The sequence below is a fragment of the Streptomyces durhamensis genome (assembly GCF_000725475.1).
GTDB classification, from domain to species: domain Bacteria; phylum Actinomycetota; class Actinomycetes; order Streptomycetales; family Streptomycetaceae; genus Streptomyces; species Streptomyces filipinensis.
Genome location: NZ_JNXR01000018.1, coordinates 37,395 through 60,380, shown reverse-complemented (window position 1 = coordinate 60,380; position 22,986 = coordinate 37,395). Strand labels below are relative to the sequence as shown.

Here is a 22,986-nt window from a genome sequence, read left to right as displayed (position 1 = left end):
CTCATCTCCCCTTCGGCAGACCGAGGATCCGCTCCGCCACGATGTTGCGCTGGATCTGCGAGGTGCCGGCGGCGATCGTGTACGAGAGGGAGGACAGGCGGTCCAGGACCCAGGGACGGTCCAGGTCGAGGCCGTCCGGGCCGAGTACGTCGGCCGCGGTGTCGTACAGCTCCTGGCGGGCGTGCGAGTAGCGGAGCTTGAAGACCGAGCCTCCGGCACCCGGCACTCCCCCGTTCGCCTCCGCCTCGCTCACGTTCCACTGGGTCAGCCGCCACAGCGCCCGGAACTCCGCCTCCAGCCGTCCGAGCCGGCGCCGCAGCACGGGATCGTCCCAGCGGCCGTTCTCCCGAGCCGTGCGGGCGAGCTCGCGCAGCACCCGGCGGCAGGCGACGACCTCGCCGACGAAGGCCGTGCCGCGCTCGAACGACAGGGTCACCATGGTCACGCGCCAGCCGTCGTTCTCCGCGCCCACCCTGTGGGCCACCGGCACCCGGACCTCGTCCAGGAACACCTCGGCGAACTCCGCCGACCCGGCGAGCGTGCGCAGGGGCCGTACCGTGACGCCCGGCGCGTCCATGGGCATCGCGAGCCAGGTGATGCCCCTGTGCCGGGGCGCCTCGGGGTCGGTGCGGACCAGCAGTTCGCACCAGTCGGCGACCTCGGCGTGGGAGGTCCAGATCTTGGACCCGTTGACCACGTAGTCGTCGCCGTCGCGCCACGCGCGCGTGCGCAGGGCGGCGAGGTCGGAGCCGGCGTCCGGTTCGCTGAATCCCTGGCACCACACCTCCTCACCGCGCAGGATCGGCGGCAGCCAGCGCGCCCGCTGTCCGGGAGTGCCTTCGGCGGCGATGGTGGGGCCCGCGTGCAGCAGCCCCACGAAGTTCGCCCCCACATAGGGCGCGCCCGCCTTCTCGGTCTCCTCCAGGAAGATCAGCCGGGTGGTCGGCGAGGCGTCCCAGTGGACGTCGGCGTACCCGGCGTCGTACAGCATCCGCTGCCAGCCCAGGTCGTAGGCCCTGCGCGCGGGCCAGTCGGCGGGGGACGGACCGGCCGGCAGGGTGGGCAGCACCTTGGTGAGCCACTCGCGCAGCCGGGCCCGGAACTCCTCCTCCTCGGGCGTGTGGGAGAGGTCCATCACCTGTCGAGGTCCAGGTCCAGCATGCGGATGGCGTTGCCGCGCATCAGCTTGTGGACCGTCTCGTCGTCGAGGCCCTTCACATGGTCGAGGGCGACCTCCTTGGTGTGCGGGAAGGTCGAGTCGACGTGCGGGTAGTCGGTCTCGAAGGTGGCGTTGTCGCGGCCGACGACGTCGAGCGAGGCGACACCGTGCTTGTCGCGGAAGAAGCAGCAGAAGATCTGCCGGTAGTAGTACGTCGACGGCGGCTCCGGGATCAGGTCGCGCACACCGCCCCAGGCGCGGTGTTCCTCCCACACGTCGTCGGCGCGCTCCAGGGCGTACGGGATCCAGCCCATCTGGCCTTCCGAGTAGGCGAGTTTGAGCCGGGGGAACCTCACCAGGACCCCGCTGAAGAGGTAGTCCGTCATCGAGGCCATCGCGTTGTTGAAGCTGAGCGAGGCCTGGACGGCGGGCGGGGCGTCCGGGGAGGCGGCGGGCATCTGGGAGCTGCTGCCGATGTGCATGTTGACGACCGTGCCGGTCTCCTGGCAGGCGGCGAAGAAGGGGTCCCAGTAGCCGGAGTGGATGGACGGCAGCCCGAGGTGGGTGGGGATCTCGGAGAAGGTCACCGCCCGCACCCCGCGCGCGGCGTTGCGCCGGATCTCGGCGACCGCCAGCCGCACGTCCCACAGCGGGATCAGGCACAGCGGGATCAGCCGGCCGCCGCTGTCCCCGCACCACTCCTCCACCATCCAGTCGTTGTAGGCGCGTACGCAGGCGAGGGCGACCTCCTTGTCGTGCGCCTCGGCGAAGGTCTGCCCGCAGAAGCGGGGGAAGGTCGGGAAGCAGAGGCTGGCCTCGACGTGGTTGAGGTCCATGTCCTTCAGACGCTCGGCGGGGTCCCAGCACCCCGGGCGCATCTGCTCCCTCGTGATCCCCTCCAGCGTCATCTCGTCCCGGTCGAAGCCGACGGCGGCGATGTTGCGCTTGTACGGGAACTTCAGGTCCTCGTAGATCCACCAGTCCGTCGGCTGGCCCTCCGGGTCCATGGTGATCTGGTATTTGCCGCCGACGTAGGCGAGCTCCCCGATGCCGGCGGTCAGCGGTTTGGGCCCCCGGTCCCGGTACCTGGCCGGCAGCCAGGTCTCGAAGAGGTGGGCGGGCTCGATCACATGGTCGTCGACGCTGATGATGCGGGGCAGTTCGGTCATGGTTCCCCTCGCGTTCCCCTCCGTCGGACAGCACCCGGACGGGTACTTATCTGATGACCCGTCAGATAGCATGACACCTGACGGTTCGTCAGCCAAGACAGTCAGGGGCATCCGTGAACGAGACCCCGCACTCCCTGGGCTCCGCCCGCACGCTGTGGGACCTGGTCGTCCGCCGCGCCGGCCGCACCCCCGACCGCCCGGTGCTGCTCCAGCAGGACCGCACCCTCACCTTCGGCGAGCTGCGCACACGGGCCGAGCGGGTGGCGGCCGGCCTGTACGGCATGGGCGTGCGTCCCGGCACGGTGGTCGCCTGGCAGCTGCCCACCCGTATCGAGACCGCCCTGCTGTCCTTCGCGCTGGCCCGCCTGGGCGCCGTGCAGTCCCCGGTGATCCCCTTCCACCGGGACCGGGAGGTCGGCTTCGCGCTCAGGGAGTCGAAGGCGGAGTTCTTCGCGGTCCCGGGCGTGTGGCGGGGCCACGACCACACGGAGATGGCCCGCCGGCTGGGCGCGAAGGGCGTGTTCGAGGCGTACGACACCCTTCCCGACGGCGACCCGTCCGTGCTGCCCGCCCCGCCCGCCGAGGGCACCTCCGTCCGCTGGATCTACTGGACCTCGGGCACCACCTCCGACCCCAAGGGCGTGCTGCACACCGACCGCTCCCTGATCGCCGGCGGCTCCTGCCTCGCCCACGCCCTGCGCCTGACCCCGGACGACGTCGGCTCGATGGCCTTCCCCTACGCCCACATAGCCGGCCCCGACTACACGGTGATGCTGCTGCTGTACGGCTTCCCGGCGGTGATGTTCGAGCACTTCGCGCTGCCGGACGCGCTCCCGGAGTACCGGCGGCACAAGGTGACGGTGGCCGGCGGCTCCACGGCCTTCTACTCCATGTTCCTGGCCGAGCAGCGCAGACGGCCCGAGGAGAAGGTGATCCCGTCCCTGCGCCTGCTCGCGGGCGGCGGCGCGCCCAAGCCGCCGGAGGTCTACCATGCGGTGGTCCGCGAGATGGGCGTCCAGCTCACCCACGGCTACGGCATGACCGAGGTCCCGATGATCACCATGGGCGACCCGCGGGACACCCCGGAGCACCTGGCCACCACCGAGGGCCGCCCGCCGGCCGGCATGGAGATCCGGATCGTGGACGGTGAGATACGGCTGCGCGGCGAAGCCGTCTGCCAGGGCTATCTGGACCCCGCGCAGACGGCCGCCGCCTTCGACGCCGACGGCTTCCTGCGCACCGGCGACCTGGGCCGGCTGACGGAGTCCGGCCATCTGGTGCTCACCGGCCGCCTGAAGGACGTGATCATCCGCAAGGGCGAGAACATCTCGGCCAAGGAGATCGAGGACCTGCTCGCCGCGCATCCCGCGGTCGCGGACGCGGCCGTGATCGGCCTGCCGGACACCGAACGGGGCGAGCTGGTCTGCGCGGTGGTGGAACAGCCGCCGGGAGCCGGCCGGCTGACCCTGCCGGCGGTCGTCGCGTACCTGCGCGAGGCGGGCCTGTCCGTGCACAAGCTCCCGGAGCGGCTGGAGGTGGTACGGGCGCTGCCCCGTAACGACACCCTGCGCAAGGTGCTGAAGTACCAGCTGCGGGAACGCTTTTCGAGACCCTGATGCTCGGTGCGGCGCTCGCGGGCGCCGTCGTCCTGCCCGGCGCCACGGCGGCGTCCGCCTCGTCGGACCCCGTGCACCGGCCCGCGTGCGGCAGCTACCAACTGCCGGACGACCACGCGTGTCTCATGGCCGTGCGCGGGAAGCAGGTCGACGGCCGGCGGGTGACGGTCGATCTCCACGCGCAGAAGAAGCACGGCCACGACTGGGTGTTCGGCGCGGCCTGGGTCGGCAAGGGCGGGCATGTGTGGGTCGAGCGGCAGCATGCCGGGCACACGCAGACGCTGGGCCGCAAGACCTCGCTGGGCGAAGGCGCCGTGTCGATGGGGTGGGACGGGGCGGCCCACGACGGGCCCGGATACCGGGCCAGGGCCTGTGCGGACCTCAAGGGCGGCAAGCTCCGCGCGTGCACGAACTGGTACTGAGGGGGAACGCGGTCCGCGAGGACCGCACCGCCCCCCGGGGGGCTTCCCTGCAGGTCGGGCACCCCTGGGGGCCCGCCCTGTCGGCGTCCCGGCGGGGGTCGCTACTCCGCGACCGTGAAGTAGCGGGCGAAGGCCGGGATGACGTCCGGTTCGGTGATGGTGCCGTCGGCGTCGGAGTCGAGGGCCGCGGCGGTGGCCTCGGCGATGTCCGCGGGGACGTGCAGGACGCGCAGGACACGCGCGGTGTCGGCGACCGTGAGCCGGCCGTCGGCGTCCGGGTCCGCCACCGCGAGGGCGGCGTGCAGGAACGGGCGGGCGATCTCGGCGAAGCGTTCGGGGTTGTCGCGCAGGCGCTTGACCGCGCCGGTGACGAACTCCTCGCGGGTGATGCGCTGGTCGCCGTCCCGGTCCGCGATCCCGGCCATGCCCTGCCAGAACGCCTCCGCACCGGCGTACAGCGCCTGCCCCTTGTCGGAGCGGGCGGTCACCGTGAACTCGGCGAGGAGCGCCTTGGCCGCCGCGTTGAAGTCCGCACGGTCGATCCAGCCGTTGCCGTCCTGGTCGAAGGTGGCGAACCGGGCGGCGATCCTGCGCTCGTACTCGGTGCTGACCATGTCTGTTCGGACCGCCTTACGTGTGCGTCGTACGAGTACGTCCAAGGGTGGTGCGTCGGGCGGGTGCGTGACCGGCCTGGCAGGAGCGAGCGTATGACGCGGACGGCCGCCGGACGGCGGGAATCCGGCGGTTGTGCCAAGACCGGGGGAATTCTGCGACAACAGTGTGGCCTTGTCGCGAAGACTCCGGCGGCCGTCACGCGGAGAGCGGGTCCGCCTCGTCGCTCGTCGCCGACCCCAGATCGGGGTGGACGTCGAACAGACGGCGGACGCCGAGCGCGCCGAGCACCCGGTTGACGTGCGAGCCGTCGTCGGCGCCCCGGTCGGGCAGGATGAGCCGCAGCCGGCCCTGACAGGAGCGGATGAGCCGGCGGGCGGCGATGAGGACGCCGACCCCGCTGGAATCGCAGAAGAACACGTCGGAGAGGTCCACGACGAGACTGTGGTGCCCCTCGGCGACGACGTCGTGCACACGTTGCCGCAGAACCGGCGACGTCATCAGGTCCAGTTCCCCGGACACCCGGAGCACGGCCCACTCGCCCTGTTCGACGCCGGTCACGTTGAATGCCACGGCCATGCCCCTCCGCTCGCCGGATCCCGGAACCGCCCGGAAACGGAAGCAGTTCCTTCGCTTGCTTCCGCAGCGGCTGCCCAGCGGCCGTTCCCTGAAACGTCGAGCAGCAAACCAGCCGTGATCAACAGAGGGCTTGTTTCGGTCACTATCGATCCCGTTTGATCAGAGAAACTCACGCCCCGTGTGAAGCTTATGTGAAGAGGGCACTATCACCAGCGGCGCTTCGGGGGGCGCACATTGACACAAAGGGGCGTGCACCGTCAGAGGTGCCGACTACATTCGAGAACACGGTGCAGACACGCTGGACGGGCCGGACAAGGGTGAGGGGAGGGGACCGCATGGCCACGAAGGACGTACCGCCCCGCGGGGACCGCAAGATGCAGCAGCGGCTCGCCCGCGGTGAGGCCGCCGCCCTGGGCGAGATGTACGACCGGTTCGCCTCGCTCGTGCACGGCCTCGCCCACCGCGTCCTCGGCGACGAGAAGGCCGCCGACACCCTCACCCGCGAGGTCTTCACGCACCTCTGGGAACACCCCGAGACCTACGACCCCGGGAAGGGCCCGCTGCGCACCTGGGTCGCCGGGGTGACCCACCGGCTCGCCGTGCAGCGGCTGCGCGACAGCGAGACCGCGGCGCTGCCGGAGGGCGGCGGCTCCCTGGCGGACCTGGAGCGCAAGGTGCGCCGCGCCTCGGTCGCCGCCCGCGCCGACTACATCGTCCACTCCATGCCCGCCCCGCTGCGGCGCGCCCTCGACCTGGCCTACTTCCAGCGCCGCGACTACCGCCAGACCGCCGTCGACCTCGGCGTCACCGAGGACGAGGCCCGCCGCCGGCTCCGCCTCGGGCTGCAGCTGCTCTCCACCGCCCACGACGCCGGGACACCACCGGGACACGGAGGTGCGGTGTGAGCGGGGCGGGACGGTTCGAGGCGTCCGACGGGCCCGAGGGAGATGAGGGGAACGGAGGAGGAGTGGGGCGCGAGGGATCCCCGCGGCGGGGCCCCGAGGGGCACGGCGCCTCCGGTGCCCGGCGAGGCGAGGGCCACCCCGGCGGCGGGAGCGCCGGCGACGGCACGGGGCACACGCCGCCCGGCGCCGACACCCCCGGGCCGGACATGCCGCCGCGCATACCGACGCCCCGCGCCTCCGTCGAGGACGACGGGCTTGCGCTGCCCGACCTCGCCGGTCTCGCCCCCGTGCCGCTCGACCTGCCGCACGACGTGCTGAAATCACTCCTCGGCGCCTGGGCGCTGGCCGCCTGCTCGGCGGCGGAGACCGAGGCCGTCGAGGATCACCTCGGCTCGTGCGGCGGTTGCGCCGACGAGGCCCGCCGGCTGCGCGAGGCGGTCGGCCTGCTGCACCAGCACGAGAGCCTCGACCTGGACCCCGGCCTGCGGGCCCGCGTCCTGGAGAGCTGCCTGGAGCGCCGGCCGCCGCGCATCCCCGTGCCGGGGTGGGCGGCGCCGTACGACGCCGAGACCGCCCGTCTGGACGCCCTGCTGCAGGACTTCGGGGACGCGGAGTGGCATGCGCCGGTGCGGCTGCGGTGGTTCGCGGCCGACACGGCGCGGAACCGGCGTACGACCGTGGCCGGGGTGATCGCGCACCTGCTGTCCGTGGACGGCCTGATCGCCGTCGCGCTCGGCCTGGAGGACCCGCTGGCCGAGGTCACCGGTAAGGCGGAGCAGCACGCCGCGGGCCCGGCCGGACGCACCGAGGCGTACTGGCGGACGTCCCGCTTCCCGCCGACCCGCTCGGTGCGGGGCCCCTGGCGGGAGCAGAGCCACAGCCTGGTGCGGACGACGTCCTTCACCGGCGGCCACGCGGGCGGACTCGCCGTGTCGTACGGCGACTTCGATCTGCCGCTGCACGACGCGATGCTGGACCGGGCCTTCGAGTGCTGGGTGCACGCCGAGGACATCGCGGAGGCGGTGGACTACCCCTACCAGCCGCCCGCGCCGCGTCACATGAACCGGATGATCGACCTCGCGGCCCGCATGCTGCCCTCCGTGCTGGCGGACCGCCGGCGAAGAGGGCTGGCCGCGCCCGGCCGGGGACGGCACCTCGGCCTCGCCGGCGAGCCCGGCCGCAGCCTGCGCCTGGAGATCGAGGGCTCGGGCGGAGGCGAGTGGCTGATCCCCCTGGACTCACCGGCGGCACGGGGCTCCGCCGACTTCGAGGTGGCCCATGTCGCGCTGGACGGCTCGGAGTTCTGTCAGCTGGCCGCGGGTCATGTGTCTCCCTCGGAGGCGGCAGCGGGGCAGGCAGGCGACCGGGAGGCGATCAGGGACGTGCTGTTCGCCGTGGCGAGCCTGAGCCGGATGTAGGGGCTGGTCGCCGTTTCACGGGTGGCCGCGGGTGAGTCGTACGTGGCCGCACACCCGCGGCCGCCGGGCCGCTAGGCGAACACGACCGTACGGCGTCCGTTGAGCAGGATCCTGCGCTCCGCGTGCCACTTGACGGCCCGCGCCAGCGCCTGGCACTCCACGTCCCGTCCGATCGCGACCAGCTGGTCCGGCGTGACCTCATGGCCCACCCGCTCGACCTCCTGCTCGATGATCGGCCCCTCGTCGAGGTCGGCGGTCACGTAGTGCGCGGTCGCCCCGATGAGCTTGACGCCCCTGGCGTGGGCCTGGTGGTACGGCTTCGCGCCCTTGAAGCTCGGCAGGAAGGAGTGGTGGATGTTGATGATCCGGCCGCTGAGCTGCTTGCACAGGTCGTCCGAGAGGACCTGCATGTAGCGGGCGAGGACGACCAGTTCGACGCCCTGCTCGCGGACGATCTCCAGCAGCTTCCCCTCGGCCTCCGCCTTCGACTCCTTGGTGACCGGAATGTGGTGGAAGGGGATGTTGTAAGAGCCCACTAGCTCTTCGAAATCGGTGTGGTTGGAGACCACGCCGACGATGTCCACCGGCAGCGCACCGATCCGGGCCCGGAACAGCAGGTCGTTCAGGCAGTGCCCGAACTTGCTGACCATCAGCACGATGGGCATCTTCGCGTCGGCCCGGTTGATCTGCCAGTCCATGTGGAAGGAGTCGCCGATCGCCGCGAAGCTCGCCCGCAGCTTTTCCACCGTCAGCGGCGCGTCGGCCGTGAAGTGGACCCGCATGAAGAACAGACCCGTGTCGTGGTCGCCGAACTGCTGGCTGTCCTCGATGTTGCAGCCGGTCATGAACAGGTAGCTCGACACGGCGTGCACGATGCCCTGCTTGTCCGGGCAGGAAAGGGTGAGGACGTACTGGTCGGCCGGTGCGGCGGCGGGCGCAGGCTGCTCGTTCATGCCCTACAGGTTCGCACACCGCATCGGCGCCGCGCCTACGCGGTTCGCGTCAGAATCCGCAGCACTTCCAGACTCTTCGGCGGCGTGTCCGGATCGTCGCCGTCACTCGCCGCGAGGCGTGTGTGCGCGTCCCGCGCCGCCCGCACCGCTTCCGGCCACCCCTCGTGGTCGAGGTACGCGGAGACCGGCGCGTCCGGGCCGACCTGGTGCATGATCCGCAGCACCCGCAGGACGGCGGTGTCCACCAGCGCCGCCTCCTGGGAGTCCCGGAAGATCGTGCCGACGTACTTCTCCGCGGACCAGTTGTCCAGCCAGGTGTCCTCCACCAGCCGGTACACGGCGTCGGTGACGTCGCCGTACCCGTCCACGCCCGCCAGCCAGACGTCCCGCTGGAACACCGGATCGGAGAGCATGTGCAGCGCCGAGCGCACATTGCTGCGCCAGCGCCACCATGGCATGTCGCTTAGGGGCATGCCGCCCATGGTGAAGGAGCGACGGCCGCGACGGGAAGAGTTCTCCGAACCTTGCACGGTCATCGATCGTACGTTCCCTGTCACACCAGCCTCACCACCCCCTGTAATTCACCTGGATGTCACTCTTCGTTGACCCGAGGTCACTCCCCGGTTAGCGGTGTGAGGGAATCGTGCATGTGCATGACCGGCAGGCGACGCACCGCTAGTACCTTCCTCCACCCGACCTTCCGCCCCGGCAGAGCCACCGCGCTGTCCGCCGGCGCCGTGGCCCTGTGTGCGTCGCTCACCGCCGGGTGCGGGGTCGTCCCCGGTGTCACGGGGGGCACCGGGGACGACACGGTCAAGGTCATGACCTGGGCCCCGCAGGACACCGACGCGACCAACAAGCCGGGCATGCCCGCGATGGCCCTCGCCTACGCCAAGTGGATCAACACGCACGGCGGCCTCGACGGCCACAAGCTCCAGGTCCTGACCTGCAACGACAACAACGACAGCGTGGGCGCCGCGAAGTGCGCGCGGCGCGCGGCCGCCGAGAAGGTGGTCGCGGTCGTCGGCTCCTACAGCCAGTTCGGCGACTCCTACCTCGCCCCGCTCGAAGGCGCCGGCATCCCCTACATCGGCGGCTACGGGGTCACCAACGACGAGTTCACCGGCCAGATGTCGTACCCGGTCAACGGCGGCCAGCCGGCCCTGCTCGCCGGTCTCGGCCAGGCTCTCGCCGCCACCTGCGGCAACGTCGCCCTGATCCGCCCGGACAGCATCGCCGGCGACGAACTGCCCGCCCTGCTCGACTCCGGCCTGAAGGCGGGCAGACACGCGCAGGCGGGCGACCACCTGGCCGCCGAGGACGCCACCGAGTACGGCGACCAGGCCGACCAGGCGCTGCGCTACGCCACCAAGGACGTGCTGAAGAAGGGCTGTGTCGTGCCCGCGCTCGGCGACCGCACCGACACCTTCATGGACTCCTTCCGGCGGGCTCGCGAGACCTTCCCCGGGGTACGGCTCGGGACCGTGCTCGGCAGCGTCGACCAGACCGTGATCAACGCCACCGGCGGTGCGTCCGGACCGTACGAAGGGGCGTACATCACCGGCTGGTACCCGCCGGCGTCCGACGCCCGGTGGGACCCGATGAAGAAGGTGATCAACGAGGAGGCCTTCGGCGACAACCGCATCGACCCCGCGGACGCCGGAGTGCAGACCACCTGGATCGCCTACACCGTGCTGAGGGCCGCCGTGGAGAAGATAGGCACCGGCGAGGTGAGCGCCGACAGCGTGCGGCACACCCTCGACGACGGCCTGCGCGTCTCCACCGGCGGTCTCACCCCGACCCTGCACTGGCCCTACGAGGGCAAGCTGGCCGCGGTCGGCTTCCCGCGGATGGTCAACGCCGACGTCACCCTCCAGGTGGTCCAGGACGGCAAGCTGGTCGCGGCCCGCAGGGGCCGCGGCGGCCTCGACGGCATCACCGACATGACGCGCACGCTGGAGAGCGCCGACGTGGTGTGACCCCCGCCGGCGCGTCCCTCACGCCCCGGTCACAGCTGGGTGGGCTGGCGCAGGGTCAGGCCGTACTTCCGGGCGATCGCGTTCCACAGCGCCGCCGCCTTCACCTTCTGCGCGCTGGCGGTGTTGCTCTCCCGGTTGGCGGCCTGGGTCTCGCCCGTGACGCGGGCGTGGCCCTTGCGGCAGACCTTGCGGCCCTTGGCCTGGTCGGCCCAGGCCGCGTAGTGGTCGTCCGCCGCGGCGGACGCCTGCCAGGCCTTGGTGAGCGCGGCGGTGAGATCACCGTTGGCCGGCAGCTTGTCGACGCTCAGCCCGCCGAGCCGGGTGACCAGCCCGTTGCGCTGCTTGGCCGCGTCGCGCAGGTCGGAGGCGGCCTGGTCCAGGTTGTCGCAGCGCCTGACGTCGCCCACCGCGTTGATCACCGAGGCGCGGCTGCTGCCGCTGTCGGCGAGCAGCTTGTCCAGCGCGACCGCCTGCTGCCGGGCCGGGTCGGCGGCGGGCGCGGAGGAGCCCTGGCCGGGAGCCGGGGAGGTGGCCGCGACCGTCTTGCCGTCGTTGCCCTGGCTCTTGTCGCCCCCGCCGCTGAGCAGCACGCCGGCCCCCACGCCGACGACGACGAGGCCGACACCGATGGCGGCGATCATCGGCACCCGCGACCGGCCGCGGGGCCGGTCGTCGTCGTACCCGGGGTCGTACGACGGCTGGTTCGCGCCGTAGGAGGGCTGCTGCGGGCTGTACGACGCCTGCGCCGGGCCCGGGTAGGCGTCCGGCTGCTGGACGCGCGGCATCTGCTGGGTGGAGCCGGCCGGGCCGTCACCGCCCGCCGGGCCGCCGCGGAAGAGGTTGTCGAACTCGGACGGCGGCTGCCGGTCCGCGCCCTGCGCCTGCGCGGCGTACGGCGGGATGTACTGGGTGGCCTCCGCGTCGGACGGCGCGGGCGGCGTCTGCTGCCGGGGCACCTGGCCGAGGTACCGCGTCTCCTCGGCGCCCGACTCGGGCGGCAGCGCGCCGGGGGCCACCGGGGGGATGTACTGGGTCGCGCCCTCGTCCGCCGCGGCCGGCACCGGCGGCAGGTACTGGGTGGCGCCCTCGGCGCCGGCCGCCTGGACGGGCGGGATGTACTGCGTCGCACCCTCGTCGGCGGGGGCGGCCGGGACCGGCGGTATGTACTGCGTGGCACCGTCGGCCGTCGGGGGCAGCGGGGCGGGGGCCGCCGGGTAGGCGTCCGGCACGGCCGGCGGAAGCGGCGCGGCCGCCGGCGGCTGCGGGTGGTGCGGCTGCTGGTACGGATCGGGGGTGCCGTAGCCGGGCTGCGGGCCGGCGCCGTAGCCGCCCTGGTGGTCGTACGACGGCTGGCCGGCGTACGCCTGAGCCGGTGCGCCCTCCGGGGGCAGCGGGCCGGGGTTCGCGGCGGGGAGCTGCTGGTGCGGGGCGTCGGGGGTGTGCCACTGCTGGGCCGCCGCCGGGGGCCAGCCCTGGTCCTGCTGGGGCGCCTGCTGTCCGGGCCCCCAGGAACCGCCCCAGGCCTGACCGCCGGCCGGCGCGGCGGGGGCGGGCGGGCCGGTCATGCCGGGCAGCAAGGGCTCGCCTCCGTCGGAGGGCAGCACGATGCCTTCGTGCGCGGGCCGCGCCGAGGGCTCCTCGCCCCGTCCACTCTGCGTCACCGGGACTCCTACTAATGGGGGACCTTGTGAATCGGGCTCACGCTACCGGGTCCCCCGAGCCGGGTGCCACGCAGCTCAGGGCGCGATCTTCTTCCCTGTGACACCGGTAACACAGCCGTCCCGCGGAGCGCTGCATGGCACGTACAGGGCGTCCCTCCCCGCCGCCGGGTGCCGTTCGCCATGCGTTCACGCGACCGCGGGACCGGTGTTCACGCCGCCTGCTGGAGATCGAGGCGCGCCCCGAACTCCCGTACCACCGCCTCCTCCCGGAAGGGTTCCAGGCGCTGCTGCAGATCCTCCAGGTACTCCGCTCCCCGGTGGGAGCGCAGCGACTCCAGCAGCTCCACCGCCTTCACACCCGTGCTGCAGGCCTGTTCGATCTCCCGCTGCTGCACCTGGGCCGTGGCCAGCAGCACATAGCCGATGGCGCGCCGGCGGGTCCGGGTCTCCGGATGCCCGGCCAGCGACTGCTCGGCGTACCGGGCCGCCTGCTCGGCCTGCCCGAGGTCGCGGTGACAGTGCGCCAGCTCGTCGGCGAGATACGCCTCGTCGAAGTGCCGGATCCACACCGGGTCGTCGTCACGGGAGCCGTCGGCCTGCTCCATCGCCGTCACCGCCCGCCCGACGGACGCCTGGGCCGCGCGGGTGTCGCCGAGCAGGGCGTGCCCGCGCGCCTCGGCCGCGTGGAACATCGCCTCCGCACGCGGGGTCACCTGCCCCCGCGCCCCCTCCTGCGCGGCCCGCGCCAGCTGGGAGATCTCACGCGGGTTCCCGAGCTGCGCGGCGAGGTGGCTCATGGACGCGGCCAGGACGTAACCGCCGTACCCGCGGTCCCCGGCGGCCTGCGCCAGCCGCAGCGACTGGATGTAGTACCGCTGGGCCAGCCCCGGTTGCCCGGTGTCCACCGCCATGTAGCCCGCCAGCTCGGTCAGCCGGGACACGGCCGCGAAGAGGTCCCGCCCGACCGTCTCCCGGTACGAGCCCGCGAGCAGCCCGGACACGACGCTGTTGAGGTAGTGCACGACGACCGGGCGGACGTGCCCGCTGCCGTACTGGTGGTCGAGATCGGTCAGCGCCTGCGTCATGGACCGTACGGCCGCCACGTCGGCCTGCCCCACGCGCGGACCGGCCTGCCGGCTCACCTGGGCGTCCGGCACCGAGATCAGCCAGTCGCGGCTGGGCTCGACCAGCGCGGAGGCGGCGACGGAGGAGCCGGACAGGAAGTCCCGCCGGCCCACGTCGCTGCGCCACAGCTCGCAGACCTGCTCGATGGCCCCCAGTACCGTCGGCGAGAACTGGAGACCGACCCCCGAGGCCAGGTTCTTGCCGTTGGCCATGCCGATCTCGTCGATCGTGACCGTACGGCCGAGCTTGCGCCCGAGCGCCTCCGCGATGATCGCCGGGGCCCGGCCCCGGGGCTGCTGGCCGCGCAGCCAGCGGGCCACGGACGTCTTGTCGTAGCGCAGGTCGAGGCCGTGCTCGGCGCCGCACATGTTGACCCGCCGGGCCAGCCCGGCGTTCGAGCACCCCGCTTCCTGGATGAGTGCCTGCAGCCGTTCGTTCGGCTGCCTCGCCACGAGAGGCCTTGCGGCCATGTGCTACCCCCTGCGTTGCGATCCCCTGGACGTGACCGTTCCGGAAAGATCACTGCCCAGCTGACATACCGTCAATGCGCGACATGTGCCGTTTGCCGGGGTAACGACGGCTGCCAACCCCCTCCCTGGCTACCCAGCCCAGGCCGTGCCTCCTCCCGCGCGCCCCCACCCGTGCACCCATGCGCCCCGACTGCGGAACCGATGCTCCGCCCCCGCGCGCACCGCAGCCGTAACTCCAGGTGGACGCGGGAGTTGAGAGGGACGTGGAAGAGACGATCGCGGGCGCCCGAAACACTCAGATTGCCGGCCAGATTCCGCAGCAGCGCAGGGAATCGCTGCTGGAGACCGCCGTACGCTACGCCGAGGAACGCCACTGGGACGTGTTCCCGGGCACCTGCCTGGAAGCGGTCGCCGGCCAGCAGCGCTGCTCGTGCGGCGATGCCTCCTGCCCTGCGCCGGGTGCGCACCCCGCGCGCCCCGACTGGGCCACGCAGGCGACCGGCAGCGCGACCGTCGCCCGCCGGATGTGGCAGAAGCAGCCGACGGCGTCGATCCTGCTGCCGACGGGGCGGACGTTCGACGCGCTGTCCGTCCCGGAGAGCGCGGGGTTCCTGGCTCTCGCCCGGATGGAGCGGATGCAGTTGACCCTGGGCCCGGTCACGCTGAGCCCGGACCGGCGGATGAACTTCTTCGTCCTGCCGGGGGCGTCCGCGAAGGTGCCCGATCGGGTACGGAAGCTGGGGTGGACGCTCTCGTCCCTGGATCTGGTCGCCCTCGGCGAGGGAGCGTATGTGGCCGCTCCCCCCACGCGGTTCGGCTCTCGTGGGGCTGTCCAGTGGGCCTGCCGGCCCACGCCGGCGAACCGGTGGCTGCCGGACGCGGAGGAGTTGATCTCGCCGCTCGCGTACGCGTGCGGCCGGGACCGGTAGCCGTTTCCGCCGCGTGAACCCGGTCCGCCGCCCGCGCCGTAGCCTTCATGCATGACCGATGTGGCAGTACGGGTGCGGGGGCTCTGGAAGCGGTTCGGGCAGCAGGTCGCCGTCGGCGGCATCGATCTCGCCCTGCCCGCCGGGAAGTTCATCGGGCTGGTCGGCCCGAACGGGGCCGGGAAGACCACCACCCTCTCCATGGTGACCGGGCTGCTGCGGCCCGATGACGGGACCGTGGAGGTCGTCGGGCACGACGTGTGGCGGGACCCGGTGGCCGTCAAGGCACGGATCGGGGTGCTGCCGGAGGGGCTGAGGCTGTTCGAGCGGCTGTCGGGGCGGGAGTTGCTCGGATACGCGGGGCGGCTGCGCGGGCTGCCGGGAGCCGAGGTCGACAAACGGGCCACCCAGCTGCTGGACGTCCTCGGCCTGGCCGGCGCCCAGCACAAACTCGTCGTCGACTACTCGACCGGCATGCGCAAGAAGATCGGACTCGCCGCCGCCCTCCTGCACAACCCCGACGTCCTCTTCCTCGACGAGCCCTTCGAGGGTGTCGACCCGGTGTCCGCGCAGACCATCCGGGGCGTCCTGGAGCGGTACACGGCCTCCGGCGCCACCGTCGTCTTCTCCTCCCACGTCATGGAGCTGGTCGAGTCGCTGTGCGACTGGGTCGCGGTGATGGCGGCCGGGCGGATCCGCGCCACCGGCCCGCTGGCCGAGGTCCGCGGCGCGCATCCGACCCTCCAGGGGGCGTTCCTGGAACTGGTCGGGGCGAGCGGCCGGGACACCGGGTCCGATCTGGACTGGCTGGGCGGCGGGGCGGCCCGATGACGAACCTCACCGCCACCCTCGTACGGCTGAAACTGTCCCTGCTGCACAACGGACTGCGGCAGTCCGGGGGCCGGCGGGCCGCGTTCGTCGCCTCGGCGGTCGTCACGGTCCTGTTCGCCCTGCTGCAACTGCTCGGACTGCTCGCGCTGCACGGGCATCCGCACGCCGAGGCCGTCGCCGTACCGGGGACGGCCCTGCTGGCGCTGGGCTGGGCGGTGCTGCCGCTGTTCTTCCCGACCGGCGACGAGACGCTGGACCCGACCCGGCTGGTGATGCTTCCGCTGCGCCCCCGGCCGCTGGTCCGGGCGCTGCTCGCGGCCTCCCTGGTCGGCACCGGCCCGCTGTTCACGCTGCTCGTCCTCGCGGGCTGCGCACTGTCCCTGGCGCACGGCCCCGCCGGGTACCTGTGCGCCGTCGCCGCCGTCGTCCTCGCCCTGCTGGTCTGCGTGGCACTGGCACGGGCCGTCGCCACGGCCAACGTACGGCTGCTGAGCAGCAGGAAGGGCCGCGATCTGGCCGTCCTGAGCGGGCTGGTGATCGCCGTCGGGGCACAGCTGGTCAACTTCGGCGCGCAGCGGCTGGGTTCGGCCGGCCTGCGGCCCCTGCAGCCGGTCGCGGACGTGCTGGCCTGGGTGCCGCCGGCGTCCGCGGTGGCGGCGGTACGCGCGGCGAGCGAGGGATCGTACGGCGTCGCCGCCGCCCAACTCGCCGTGACCGCCGCCGGGCTGGCGGCACTGATCACCCTCTGGGCGCGGAGCCTCACCCGGCTGATGACCGCGCCCGACGCGTCCACACTGCCGCCGGCCGACACCGCAAGCCGCGGCCGCCCGGCCGCCGGTCTCGGCCGGCTGCTGCCGCGAGGCCGCACGGGCACGGTCATGGAACGGAGCCTGCGCTACATCTGGCGGGACCCGAAGACCAAGGCCGCCTGGGTCGCCGCGCTGGCGATCGGGCTGATCGTGCCGGTGTTCAACGCGGTACAGGGCACCGGGTCGGTCTACTTCGCGTGCTTCGCGGCCGGGATGCTCGGCATCCAGATGTACAACCAGTTCGGGCAGGACACCTCCGCGTTCTGGATGGTGGCCACGACCATCTCCGCGCCCCGGGACGCCTACGCCGAGCTGCGCGGCCGGGCCCTGGCCCTGCTCCTGGTCACCCTGCCCTACGCGGCACTCGTGACGGTGCTGACGACGGCGCTGCTGGGCACCTGGGAGCGGCTGCCGGAGGTCCTCGGGCTGTCCTTGGCGCTGCTCGGGGCGATGCTCGCGACCGGCGCCTGGACGTCGGCCCGCTTCCCCTACTCCATCCCCCAGGAGGGCCACAAGAACGTCGCCCCGGGCCAGGCCGGCCTCGCCTGGATCTCCATCTTCGGCGGCATGATCGCAGCGGCCCTGCTCTGCTCCCCCGTCATCGCCCTCACCGTCTGGCTCCACATGAGCGCGGACGGGGCGGGGTGGAGATGGCTGCTGCTGCCGGCCGGGGCAGCGTACGGCACGGGGCTGACCCTGGCGGGCCTGCGCCTGGCCGCTCCGCGAACGGCGGCCCGTCTCCCGGAGATCCTGACCGCCGTCAGCAAGGGGTGAGCGCGGCCCCCAGGGCGCGGGGAAGACGCCCTCAGTCCCCGAGCACCCGGTCAAGAAACGGCTGCACGGCCTCCCGCCAAGCCCCCGGCATGTCGTAATGCGCGAGGTGACCGGCATCAGGAACCTCCGCGTACTGCCCCGCCGGCAGCACCCGCACCATCTCCTGCGCCTCCGCCCGCCCCAGCTCCCCGTCCAGCCCCCGCACGACCAGCGCCGGGCACCGCACCTGGGCCAGCTCCTCCCAGTGCGCGTCGTACACCCAGGTCTCCCGGGACCTGAGCATCTGCTCCGGCTCGAAGACGGGGCGCCAGCCGTCGGCGCACTCGTGCATCACCTCGGCGTAGTACTCCCCGCGCGCCGGGTTCGGCCGCTCCACCCACGGATCGTCCTCACCGAACCACTTGCGGACGTCGGCGAGCGTCGCGAAGGGAAGGGGCCACGCCCTGAACCAGTCCGCCCACTCCCGCTGCGAGGCGGCCCCCAGCGCGGAGGCCCGCATGTCACAGATGATGAGGCCCCGCACCAGTTCCGGGCGCCTCGCGGCGAGCTGCCAGGCGGTCAGCGCGCCCATCGCGTGGCCGATGAGCACCACGGGGGCGAGACCGAGCTGCTCCACCGCGGCCTCGGCGTCGTCGACATAGGCCTCACGGGTCCAGGCCGCCTGCGGGGGCTTCTCGCTCTGCCCGTGGCCGCGCTGGTCGAGGGCGACCGCGCGGTGGCGTGCGGCGAGCCAGCGGGCGGTCGAGGCCCAGTGGGAGGCCCGGCCCATCAGACCGTGGAGTAACAGCACGCCCGGACCGCCGGGCCCGGGGTCCGCCCTGCCGTCCGGGCCGTCGAACCCCGTCTTGGGCGGATCGGCGAACTCCCAGGCGGCCAGGCGCACACCGCCCGCTCCCGTCACGTCCATACGCCGCGCCATCGGCCTGGCACCCCCCAGCTCCGCCTGCCTCGTACCGGTGTACTGCCGTACTCGTACTCGTACTCGCTGCTGTCGCTGTCGTACTGCCGCCGCAGACTATCGAATACCCATTCGAAAGATCTGTCTCTGCGGACAACACCCCTCATTCGAGTGACACCCCTCCAGGAATGATCGCCGCCGCCCAGGGGATCTTTTCTGGCGGGAGGCGGACCGCTCGGGGAAAAACGGTCCGAGGGGGATGACCCTGAGAGCTCGGGGCTCCGGGTCAGCACAGGGGAGGACAGGCCCCGGCGCCACAAGGCGCCGGGGCCCTCTCATGCTCAGCGCTTGGCGACGAACACATGCGAGGCGACATCCGCCTCCAGCTCGGCCGCCTCGCCGCCACTGCCCACCAGCACACCGCCGGCCGACTCCGTCACACTCACCACGGAGCCGGGCTGCACACCCGCACGCCGCAGCGTGTACATCAGCTGCGCGTCCGTCTGGATCGGCTCGCCGATCCGGCGGACCACGACCGTCTTGCCGTCCGTGCCCGGATCCAGGTCGGCCAGCGAGACCATGCTCTCGTCCAGGAACGGGTCGGCCCCGTCCTTCTCGCCCAGCTCCTCAAGCCCCGGGATCGGGTTGCCGTACGGCGACTCGGTGGGGTGCCGCAGCAGCTCCAGCACGCGCCGCTCGACGGCCTCGCTCATCACGTGCTCCCAGCGGCAGGCCTCCGCGTGCACCTGCTCCCACTCCAGGCCGATCACATCGACGAGAAGACACTCGGCCAGCCGGTGCTTGCGCATCACGCGCGTCGCCAGCCGACGGCCCTCGTCCGTCAGCTCCAGGTGCCGGTCGCTGGCCACGGACACCAGACCGTCGCGCTCCATGCGCGCCACCGTCTGGCTGACCGTCGGCCCGCTCTGGTCCAGCCGCTCCGCGATGCGGGCGCGCATGGGGACGACGCCTTCCTCTTCGAGTTCGAGGATGGTGCGGAGATACATCTCCGTGGTGTCGATCAGTCCGGACATACGTGCCCCTCGATTACCTCTGCCGGCAGCCCGGCGCGTGCGCTGGCCCTGGCATCAATTCTGCCGGATCCCACTGACATCTGGGGGCCGCGGCGAAAACGGACGTCCACCGGGGAGCCGCCGGCCGCGCCGCGCCGTATTGACACCGCACTGGTCCAGACCGCACGGTGATCCGCGACACAGACGCTGCGAAGGGGCACCGCATGAGCGACGGCACGCCTGCCGACCTGTTCTTCGACGCCGCCGTCACCCTGCTGCGACGGGTCCGCGAGGAGGAGGCCGAGCCGATCACCGCGGCCGCCACCCTGCTCGCCGACACCGTCGCCGCCGGCGGCCGCCTGTTCGCCTTCGGAGCCGGGCACTCCTCGCTGGCCGCCCAGGACGTCGTCTACCGGGCCGGCGGCCTCGCCCTGATGAACCTGCTCGCCGTCCCCGGCGTCGTCGGCGTCGACGTCACCCCCGCCACCCTCGGCTCCGCCCTCGAACGCGTCGACGGACTCGCGAGCGCCGTCCTCGACACCTCACCCGTCCGCCCGGGCGACGCCCTGGTGATCATCTCCCTCTCCGGCCGCAACGCACTGCCCGTGGAGATGGCCCTCAACGCCCGCGCCCACGGCGTCCGGGTCATCGGCGTCACCTCGGTCGCCTACGCCGCACAGACCACGTCCCGGCACAGCTCCGGCACCTTCCTCAAGGACCACTGCGACATCGTCCTCGACTCCAAGATCGCCGTCGGCGACGCGGAACTCACCCTGGACACCATCCCGGCACCCTTCGCCCCCGCCTCCACGGTCGTCACCACCGCCCTGATGCAGGCCGTCCTGGCCACCACCGCCGCCACCCTCGCCGACCGCGGCATCGAACCCCCGCTCCTGCGCTCCGGCAACGTCGACGGCGGCCACGAGTGGAACGCCCGCGTCCTGGAGGAGTACGGGGACCGGATCTTCTACCGCCGCTGAACCGCGGCCCCCGCAAACGCAGACGACCCGCGAGCTCGGGTCCTTAGCCTCTCGGCGAAGAAGCCGGCCGGACGTACCGGCGAGCTCGCGGGTCGGGTGACTGCTGGGATTGGGCCGGCTGCACGCCTTTACGCGCTGGTCCGGCACCGCACTGGATGTGGTGGCGGACCGCTAGCCCGCAGCCACCTCACGCGTCCGGTTCTCATACATCTGCCGAACCACCTCCCTTCTCGTGTACCCCACAGCCTAGGAAGCCGCCGGGAGGCGCTCAACCTCTTTTTTTCGGCGCGCGTTTTTGGTGCGCATCGATTCCCTCAATCTTGCGGGAACAGGATGTGGGCTGGGTCACGTTCGAGTTGAATGAAGGGCAGTGAGCGAACCGCGCGCCGGATGCGCGCCGACGCAGCCTCCAGGGGGTCCAGGTGAGTGCTTCCCGGCGGAGTGGGACCACCGATGAGCTGGGGCCGGACGAGCCCGGTGAGTCCGGGGGGTCCGACCTGCTCGCCGCGCTGCTCGACGGCATGGACGCGGCGCTGTGCGCCTTCGACGCCGACGGGGTCGTCACGCACTGGAACCGTGAGGCCGAGCGGATCCTGGGGTGGACGGCCGCCGAGGCGGTGGGGCGGCACGGGTTCGCCGGGTGGGCGGTGCGCAGCGCCGACGCCGAGGAGGTGCAGGCCCGGCTGATGTCGGCGATGCATGCGCCCGGGCGGCAGGTGCATGAGTTCGCGCTGGTCACGAAGGACGGCGGGCGGGTGCTGGTGCGCACGCAGTCCGCCGCCGTGCGCGGGCCGGAGGGGAAGCCGGCCGGGCTGTACTGCGCGTTCAGCGAGGTGCACGCGCAGATCGATCTGGAGCGGTCGATCGCGTTGAGCGAGGCGCTGTTCGAGGACGCGGCCTGGGGGGTCGTGCTGATCGACGCCGATCTGCGGCCCGCCGTGGTCAACGCGTACGCGGCCCGGGTCCTCGGGATCGGGCGTACGTCGGCGCTGGGCAGGCCGCTCGGTGAGCTGCTCGCGCAGGGTGTGGAGGAGCTGGAGGCCGCGCTCACGCATGTGCTGGCCGAGGGTGCGCCGCCCGCGCCGGCCGAGATGTGGGTGGCGGTGCGAGCCTCGGAGGGCGAGAAGCGGCGCTGCTGGCGGAACGGGTTCGTGCGGCTGGCCTCGCCGCTGGCGGAGGAGCCGGTGCCGCTGGGGGTCGGCTGGCTGTTCCAGGACGTCACGGAGGCCAAGCAGGGTGAGCAGGAGGCGGCCCTGCTGCGGTTCCGTACCAACCAGCTGCACCGGGCCGCGCGTGCCGCCGCCGAGTGCGAGGATCCGGCCGAGGCGGCCACCGTCCATCTGGACTTCGCCCTGGCGGGGTTCGCGGATCACGCGTTGATCGACCGTGTGCTGCCGCCCCCGCGTTCGGCGGGCGAGGAGGGGGCCGTACGGCTGGTGCGGCTGGCGGCGACGCCCGCCGGGGCGCCGGGGCCGAGCCTGCTCACGGGCGCGGCCGGGCTGCCGGTGCGCTATGAGGCGGGTCATCCGGCGCTGCAGTGTGTGGAGCGGTCCGGGGCGGTTCGCGCGGACGCCGGGTCGGTCCCGGCGGAGCGGGCGCGGGAGTGGGCGCTGGCCCGGCAGTGGCCCGGGGACGCGGTGCACGCCCTGTGTGTGGTGCTGCGCAGCCGGGGGCGGACGCTGGGCGTGGTGACGTTCCTGCGCGGTGCGGGCCGCAGTCGTTTCGAGCGGTCGGACGCGGCCTATGCGGAGGACGTGGCGGCGCGGGTCGCGGCGGCGCTGGATCTGGCGGGGGCGGTGCGGGACGCGTAGGCCTCGGGTGGTCAGGGGCTGAGGCGTTCCACCTGCCAGCGGCCGTCGGGCCGCAGGGTGTACCGGAGGCGGTCGTGGAGGCGGTTCTCGCGGCCCTGCCAGAACTCGATCGTCTCCGGGGTGATGCGGTAGCCGCCCCAGTGCGGGGGGACCGGGACCTGTTCGCCTTCGGGGTAGCGGGCCTCCAGGTCGGCGTAGGCGGTGTCCAGTTCGGCGCGGGAGGCGATGGGTGCGGACTGGGCGCTGGCCCAGGCGCCCAGCTGGGAGCCGTGCGGGCGGCTGCGGAAGTAGGCGGTGGTCTCGTCGCGGGCGGTGCGGTGGGCGGTGCCGGTGACGATGACCTGGCGGGCGAGCGGGTGCCAGGGGAAGAGCAGGCAGGTGTGCGGGTTCTCGGCGAGGTCGCGGGCCTTGCGGGAGTCGTAGTTGGTGTAGAAGACGAATCCCTCGGTGTCGAACTGCTTCATGAGGACGGTGCGTGAGCTGGGGCGGCCTGTCGCGTCCGCCGTGGAGACGACCATCGCGTTGGGTTCGTAGACCGTGCCGTGCAGGGCCGCCCGGGCGGCGTCCTCGAACCAGCGGGCGAACTGGTCCATGGGGTGGGTGGCGAGGTCCTGTTCGGCGAGGCCCTCGGCCCGGTACTGCTTGCGCATGGCCGCAGGGTCGAGGACGGGGTCCGGGAGGGGTTCGCGGTCGGTCACGCGGTCATCTTGCCGACGTGCGCTGTGTGCGTCCAGGAGGCCTCCGAAGGCTCTGGCACTGAGTGTCGCGTGGGCTCCCCAAGTGTGACACTGGGGGTTATCGTGCTGGTTCCCTTGCGGTTTGGGTGACCACCGGCCGATCGGGGCATCACGGGGGTGACCGCCGCCGACCACATCA

Annotated in this window: 21 protein-coding genes; 10 read left to right on the top strand and 11 right to left on the bottom strand. The window is 72.6% G+C overall.

The features are described 5' to 3' along the window. Position 1: 1 nt before the first annotated feature. Positions 2–1,135 (bottom strand): acyl-CoA dehydrogenase, encoded by a 1,134-nt coding sequence (locus IO33_RS0126450; protein ID WP_031169350.1) that lies wholly within the window; start codon positions 1,133–1,135, stop codon positions 2–4. After that, entirely contained in the window at positions 1,135–2,328 is a 1,194-nt protein-coding gene (locus IO33_RS0126445; protein WP_031169348.1) for an amidohydrolase family protein, read from the bottom strand. Before IO33_RS0126445 ends, IO33_RS0126450 begins: the two co-directional genes overlap by 1 nt. A 113-nt stretch (positions 2,329–2,441) precedes the next feature. Between IO33_RS0126445 and IO33_RS0126440 the strand changes: the two genes are divergently transcribed. Together IO33_RS0126440 and IO33_RS0126435 are read left to right on the top strand one after the other, a co-directional pair. Further along, positions 2,442–3,944: a class I adenylate-forming enzyme family protein gene (locus IO33_RS0126440; protein ID WP_031169346.1), complete on the top strand. Its 1,503-nt coding sequence runs from the start codon at positions 2,442–2,444 to the stop codon at positions 3,942–3,944. After that, positions 3,944–4,366: a hypothetical protein gene (locus tag IO33_RS0126435; RefSeq protein ID WP_031169344.1), complete on the top strand. Its 423-nt coding sequence runs from the start codon at positions 3,944–3,946 to the stop codon at positions 4,364–4,366. The genes IO33_RS0126440 and IO33_RS0126435 overlap by 1 nt, the downstream gene beginning before the upstream one ends. A gap of 101 nt (positions 4,367–4,467) precedes the next feature. Here IO33_RS0126435 and IO33_RS0126430 read toward each other — a convergent pair whose 3' ends face one another. Continuing rightward, positions 4,468–4,980: an EF-hand domain-containing protein gene (locus IO33_RS0126430; protein WP_031169342.1), complete on the bottom strand. Its 513-nt coding sequence runs from the start codon at positions 4,978–4,980 to the stop codon at positions 4,468–4,470. Positions 4,981–5,176: 196 nt separating this feature from the next. Continuing rightward, positions 5,177–5,557, bottom strand: a complete 381-nt coding sequence (locus IO33_RS0126425) for an STAS domain-containing protein (protein WP_031169340.1) — start codon at positions 5,555–5,557, stop codon at positions 5,177–5,179. A 335-nt stretch (positions 5,558–5,892) separates the two neighbouring features. Here IO33_RS0126425 and IO33_RS0126420 point away from each other — a divergent pair, with 335 nt between their 5' ends. Both IO33_RS0126420 and IO33_RS0126415 read left to right on the top strand, forming a co-directional pair. After that, positions 5,893–6,462, top strand: a complete 570-nt coding sequence (locus IO33_RS0126420) for a sigma-70 family RNA polymerase sigma factor (RefSeq protein ID WP_031169338.1) — start codon at positions 5,893–5,895, stop codon at positions 6,460–6,462. Positions 6,463–6,524: 62 nt separating this feature from the next. After that, on the top strand, positions 6,525–7,880 hold the full coding sequence (locus IO33_RS0126415) for a maleylpyruvate isomerase mycothiol-dependent enzyme family protein (RefSeq protein ID WP_425347977.1): 1,356 nt from the start codon (positions 6,525–6,527) through the stop codon (positions 7,878–7,880). 71 nt (positions 7,881–7,951) lie between these two features. Here the strand turns inward: IO33_RS0126415 and purU are convergent, their stop codons facing one another. Next, a complete protein-coding gene (gene purU, locus IO33_RS0126410; RefSeq protein ID WP_031169333.1) occupies positions 7,952–8,833 on the bottom strand; it encodes a formyltetrahydrofolate deformylase in 882 nt (293 codons plus the stop codon). A gap of 35 nt (positions 8,834–8,868) precedes the next feature. Continuing rightward, entirely contained in the window at positions 8,869–9,369 is a 501-nt protein-coding gene (locus tag IO33_RS0126405; RefSeq protein WP_078963901.1) for an SCO4402 family protein, read from the bottom strand. Between the two features lie 117 nt (positions 9,370–9,486). On the opposite strand from IO33_RS0126405, the gene IO33_RS0126400 reads away from it, so the two are divergent. Then, positions 9,487–10,812, top strand: coding sequence for an ABC transporter substrate-binding protein (locus IO33_RS0126400; protein WP_031169329.1), 1,326 nt, complete (start codon positions 9,487–9,489; stop codon positions 10,810–10,812). 29 nt (positions 10,813–10,841) lie between these two features. Here the strand turns inward: IO33_RS0126400 and IO33_RS0126395 are convergent, their stop codons facing one another. Both IO33_RS0126395 and IO33_RS0126385 read right to left on the bottom strand, forming a co-directional pair. Further along, positions 10,842–12,473, bottom strand: coding sequence for a hypothetical protein (locus IO33_RS0126395; RefSeq protein ID WP_031169327.1), 1,632 nt, complete (start codon positions 12,471–12,473; stop codon positions 10,842–10,844). Positions 12,474–12,682: 209 nt separating this feature from the next. Further along, on the bottom strand, positions 12,683–14,068 hold the full coding sequence (locus tag IO33_RS0126385) for an NsdA family TPR-like regulatory protein (RefSeq protein ID WP_031169325.1): 1,386 nt from the start codon (positions 14,066–14,068) through the stop codon (positions 12,683–12,685). Between the two features lie 263 nt (positions 14,069–14,331). Between IO33_RS0126385 and IO33_RS0126380 the strand changes: the two genes are divergently transcribed. The 3 genes from IO33_RS0126380 to IO33_RS0126370 are packed head-to-tail and all read left to right on the top strand — an operon-like array spanning position 14,332 to position 17,408. Then, positions 14,332–14,997: a bifunctional DNA primase/polymerase gene (locus IO33_RS0126380; RefSeq protein ID WP_031169323.1), complete on the top strand. Its 666-nt coding sequence runs from the start codon at positions 14,332–14,334 to the stop codon at positions 14,995–14,997. A gap of 51 nt (positions 14,998–15,048) precedes the next feature. Continuing rightward, positions 15,049–15,825, top strand: coding sequence for an ABC transporter ATP-binding protein (locus tag IO33_RS0126375; RefSeq protein WP_031169321.1), 777 nt, complete (start codon positions 15,049–15,051; stop codon positions 15,823–15,825). Further along, a complete protein-coding gene (locus IO33_RS0126370; RefSeq protein WP_031169319.1) occupies positions 15,822–17,408 on the top strand; it encodes a hypothetical protein in 1,587 nt (528 codons plus the stop codon). The genes IO33_RS0126375 and IO33_RS0126370 overlap by 4 nt, the downstream gene beginning before the upstream one ends. Before the next feature lie 31 nt (positions 17,409–17,439). Here the strand turns inward: IO33_RS0126370 and IO33_RS0126365 are convergent, their stop codons facing one another. Together IO33_RS0126365 and IO33_RS0126360 are read right to left on the bottom strand one after the other, a co-directional pair. Then, the gene (locus IO33_RS0126365) at positions 17,440–18,327 is read right to left on the bottom strand and encodes an alpha/beta fold hydrolase (RefSeq protein WP_031169317.1); all 888 of its coding nucleotides are present in this window, start codon (positions 18,325–18,327) and stop codon (positions 17,440–17,442) included. 320 nt (positions 18,328–18,647) lie between these two features. Then, entirely contained in the window at positions 18,648–19,340 is a 693-nt protein-coding gene (locus tag IO33_RS0126360) for an iron-dependent transcriptional repressor DtxR (RefSeq protein ID WP_031169316.1), read from the bottom strand. A 203-nt stretch (positions 19,341–19,543) separates the two neighbouring features. Between IO33_RS0126360 and IO33_RS0126355 the strand changes: the two genes are divergently transcribed. Continuing rightward, complete coding sequence (locus tag IO33_RS0126355; RefSeq protein WP_031169314.1) at positions 19,544–20,299, top strand: SIS domain-containing protein; 756 nt, start codon at positions 19,544–19,546, stop codon at positions 20,297–20,299. Between the two features lie 422 nt (positions 20,300–20,721). Then, entirely contained in the window at positions 20,722–22,110 is a 1,389-nt protein-coding gene (locus tag IO33_RS0126350) for a PAS domain-containing protein (RefSeq protein ID WP_031169312.1), read from the top strand. A gap of 11 nt (positions 22,111–22,121) precedes the next feature. Here IO33_RS0126350 and pdxH read toward each other — a convergent pair whose 3' ends face one another. Beyond that, a complete protein-coding gene (gene pdxH, locus IO33_RS0126345; protein WP_031169310.1) occupies positions 22,122–22,808 on the bottom strand; it encodes a pyridoxamine 5'-phosphate oxidase in 687 nt (228 codons plus the stop codon). Positions 22,809–22,986 lie beyond the last annotated feature (178 nt).

Excerpts from the sequence above, each read along its gene's own strand:
- IO33_RS0126450 (WP_031169350.1), bottom strand. The coding sequence starts at position 1,135 with ATGGACCTCTCCCACACGCCCGAGGAGGAGGAGTTCCGGGCCCGGCTG.
- IO33_RS0126445 (WP_031169348.1), bottom strand. The coding sequence starts at position 2,328 with ATGACCGAACTGCCCCGCATCATCAGCGTCGACGACCATGTGATCGAG.
- IO33_RS0126435 (WP_031169344.1), top strand. The coding sequence starts at position 3,944 with ATGCTCGGTGCGGCGCTCGCGGGCGCCGTCGTCCTGCCCGGCGCCACG.
- IO33_RS0126430 (WP_031169342.1), bottom strand. The coding sequence starts at position 4,980 with ATGGTCAGCACCGAGTACGAGCGCAGGATCGCCGCCCGGTTCGCCACC.
- IO33_RS0126425 (WP_031169340.1), bottom strand. The coding sequence starts at position 5,557 with ATGGCCGTGGCATTCAACGTGACCGGCGTCGAACAGGGCGAGTGGGCC.
- IO33_RS0126420 (WP_031169338.1), top strand. The coding sequence starts at position 5,893 with ATGGCCACGAAGGACGTACCGCCCCGCGGGGACCGCAAGATGCAGCAG.
- purU (WP_031169333.1), bottom strand. The coding sequence starts at position 8,833 with ATGAACGAGCAGCCTGCGCCCGCCGCCGCACCGGCCGACCAGTACGTC.
- IO33_RS0126405 (WP_078963901.1), bottom strand. The coding sequence starts at position 9,369 with ATGACCGTGCAAGGTTCGGAGAACTCTTCCCGTCGCGGCCGTCGCTCC.
- IO33_RS0126400 (WP_031169329.1), top strand. The coding sequence starts at position 9,487 with ATGACCGGCAGGCGACGCACCGCTAGTACCTTCCTCCACCCGACCTTC.
- IO33_RS0126385 (WP_031169325.1), bottom strand. The coding sequence starts at position 14,068 with ATGGCCGCAAGGCCTCTCGTGGCGAGGCAGCCGAACGAACGGCTGCAG.
- IO33_RS0126375 (WP_031169321.1), top strand. The coding sequence starts at position 15,049 with ATGACCGATGTGGCAGTACGGGTGCGGGGGCTCTGGAAGCGGTTCGGG.
- IO33_RS0126370 (WP_031169319.1), top strand. The coding sequence starts at position 15,822 with ATGACGAACCTCACCGCCACCCTCGTACGGCTGAAACTGTCCCTGCTG.
- IO33_RS0126365 (WP_031169317.1), bottom strand. The coding sequence starts at position 18,327 with ATGGCGCGGCGTATGGACGTGACGGGAGCGGGCGGTGTGCGCCTGGCC.
- IO33_RS0126360 (WP_031169316.1), bottom strand. The coding sequence starts at position 19,340 with ATGTCCGGACTGATCGACACCACGGAGATGTATCTCCGCACCATCCTC.
- IO33_RS0126355 (WP_031169314.1), top strand. The coding sequence starts at position 19,544 with ATGAGCGACGGCACGCCTGCCGACCTGTTCTTCGACGCCGCCGTCACC.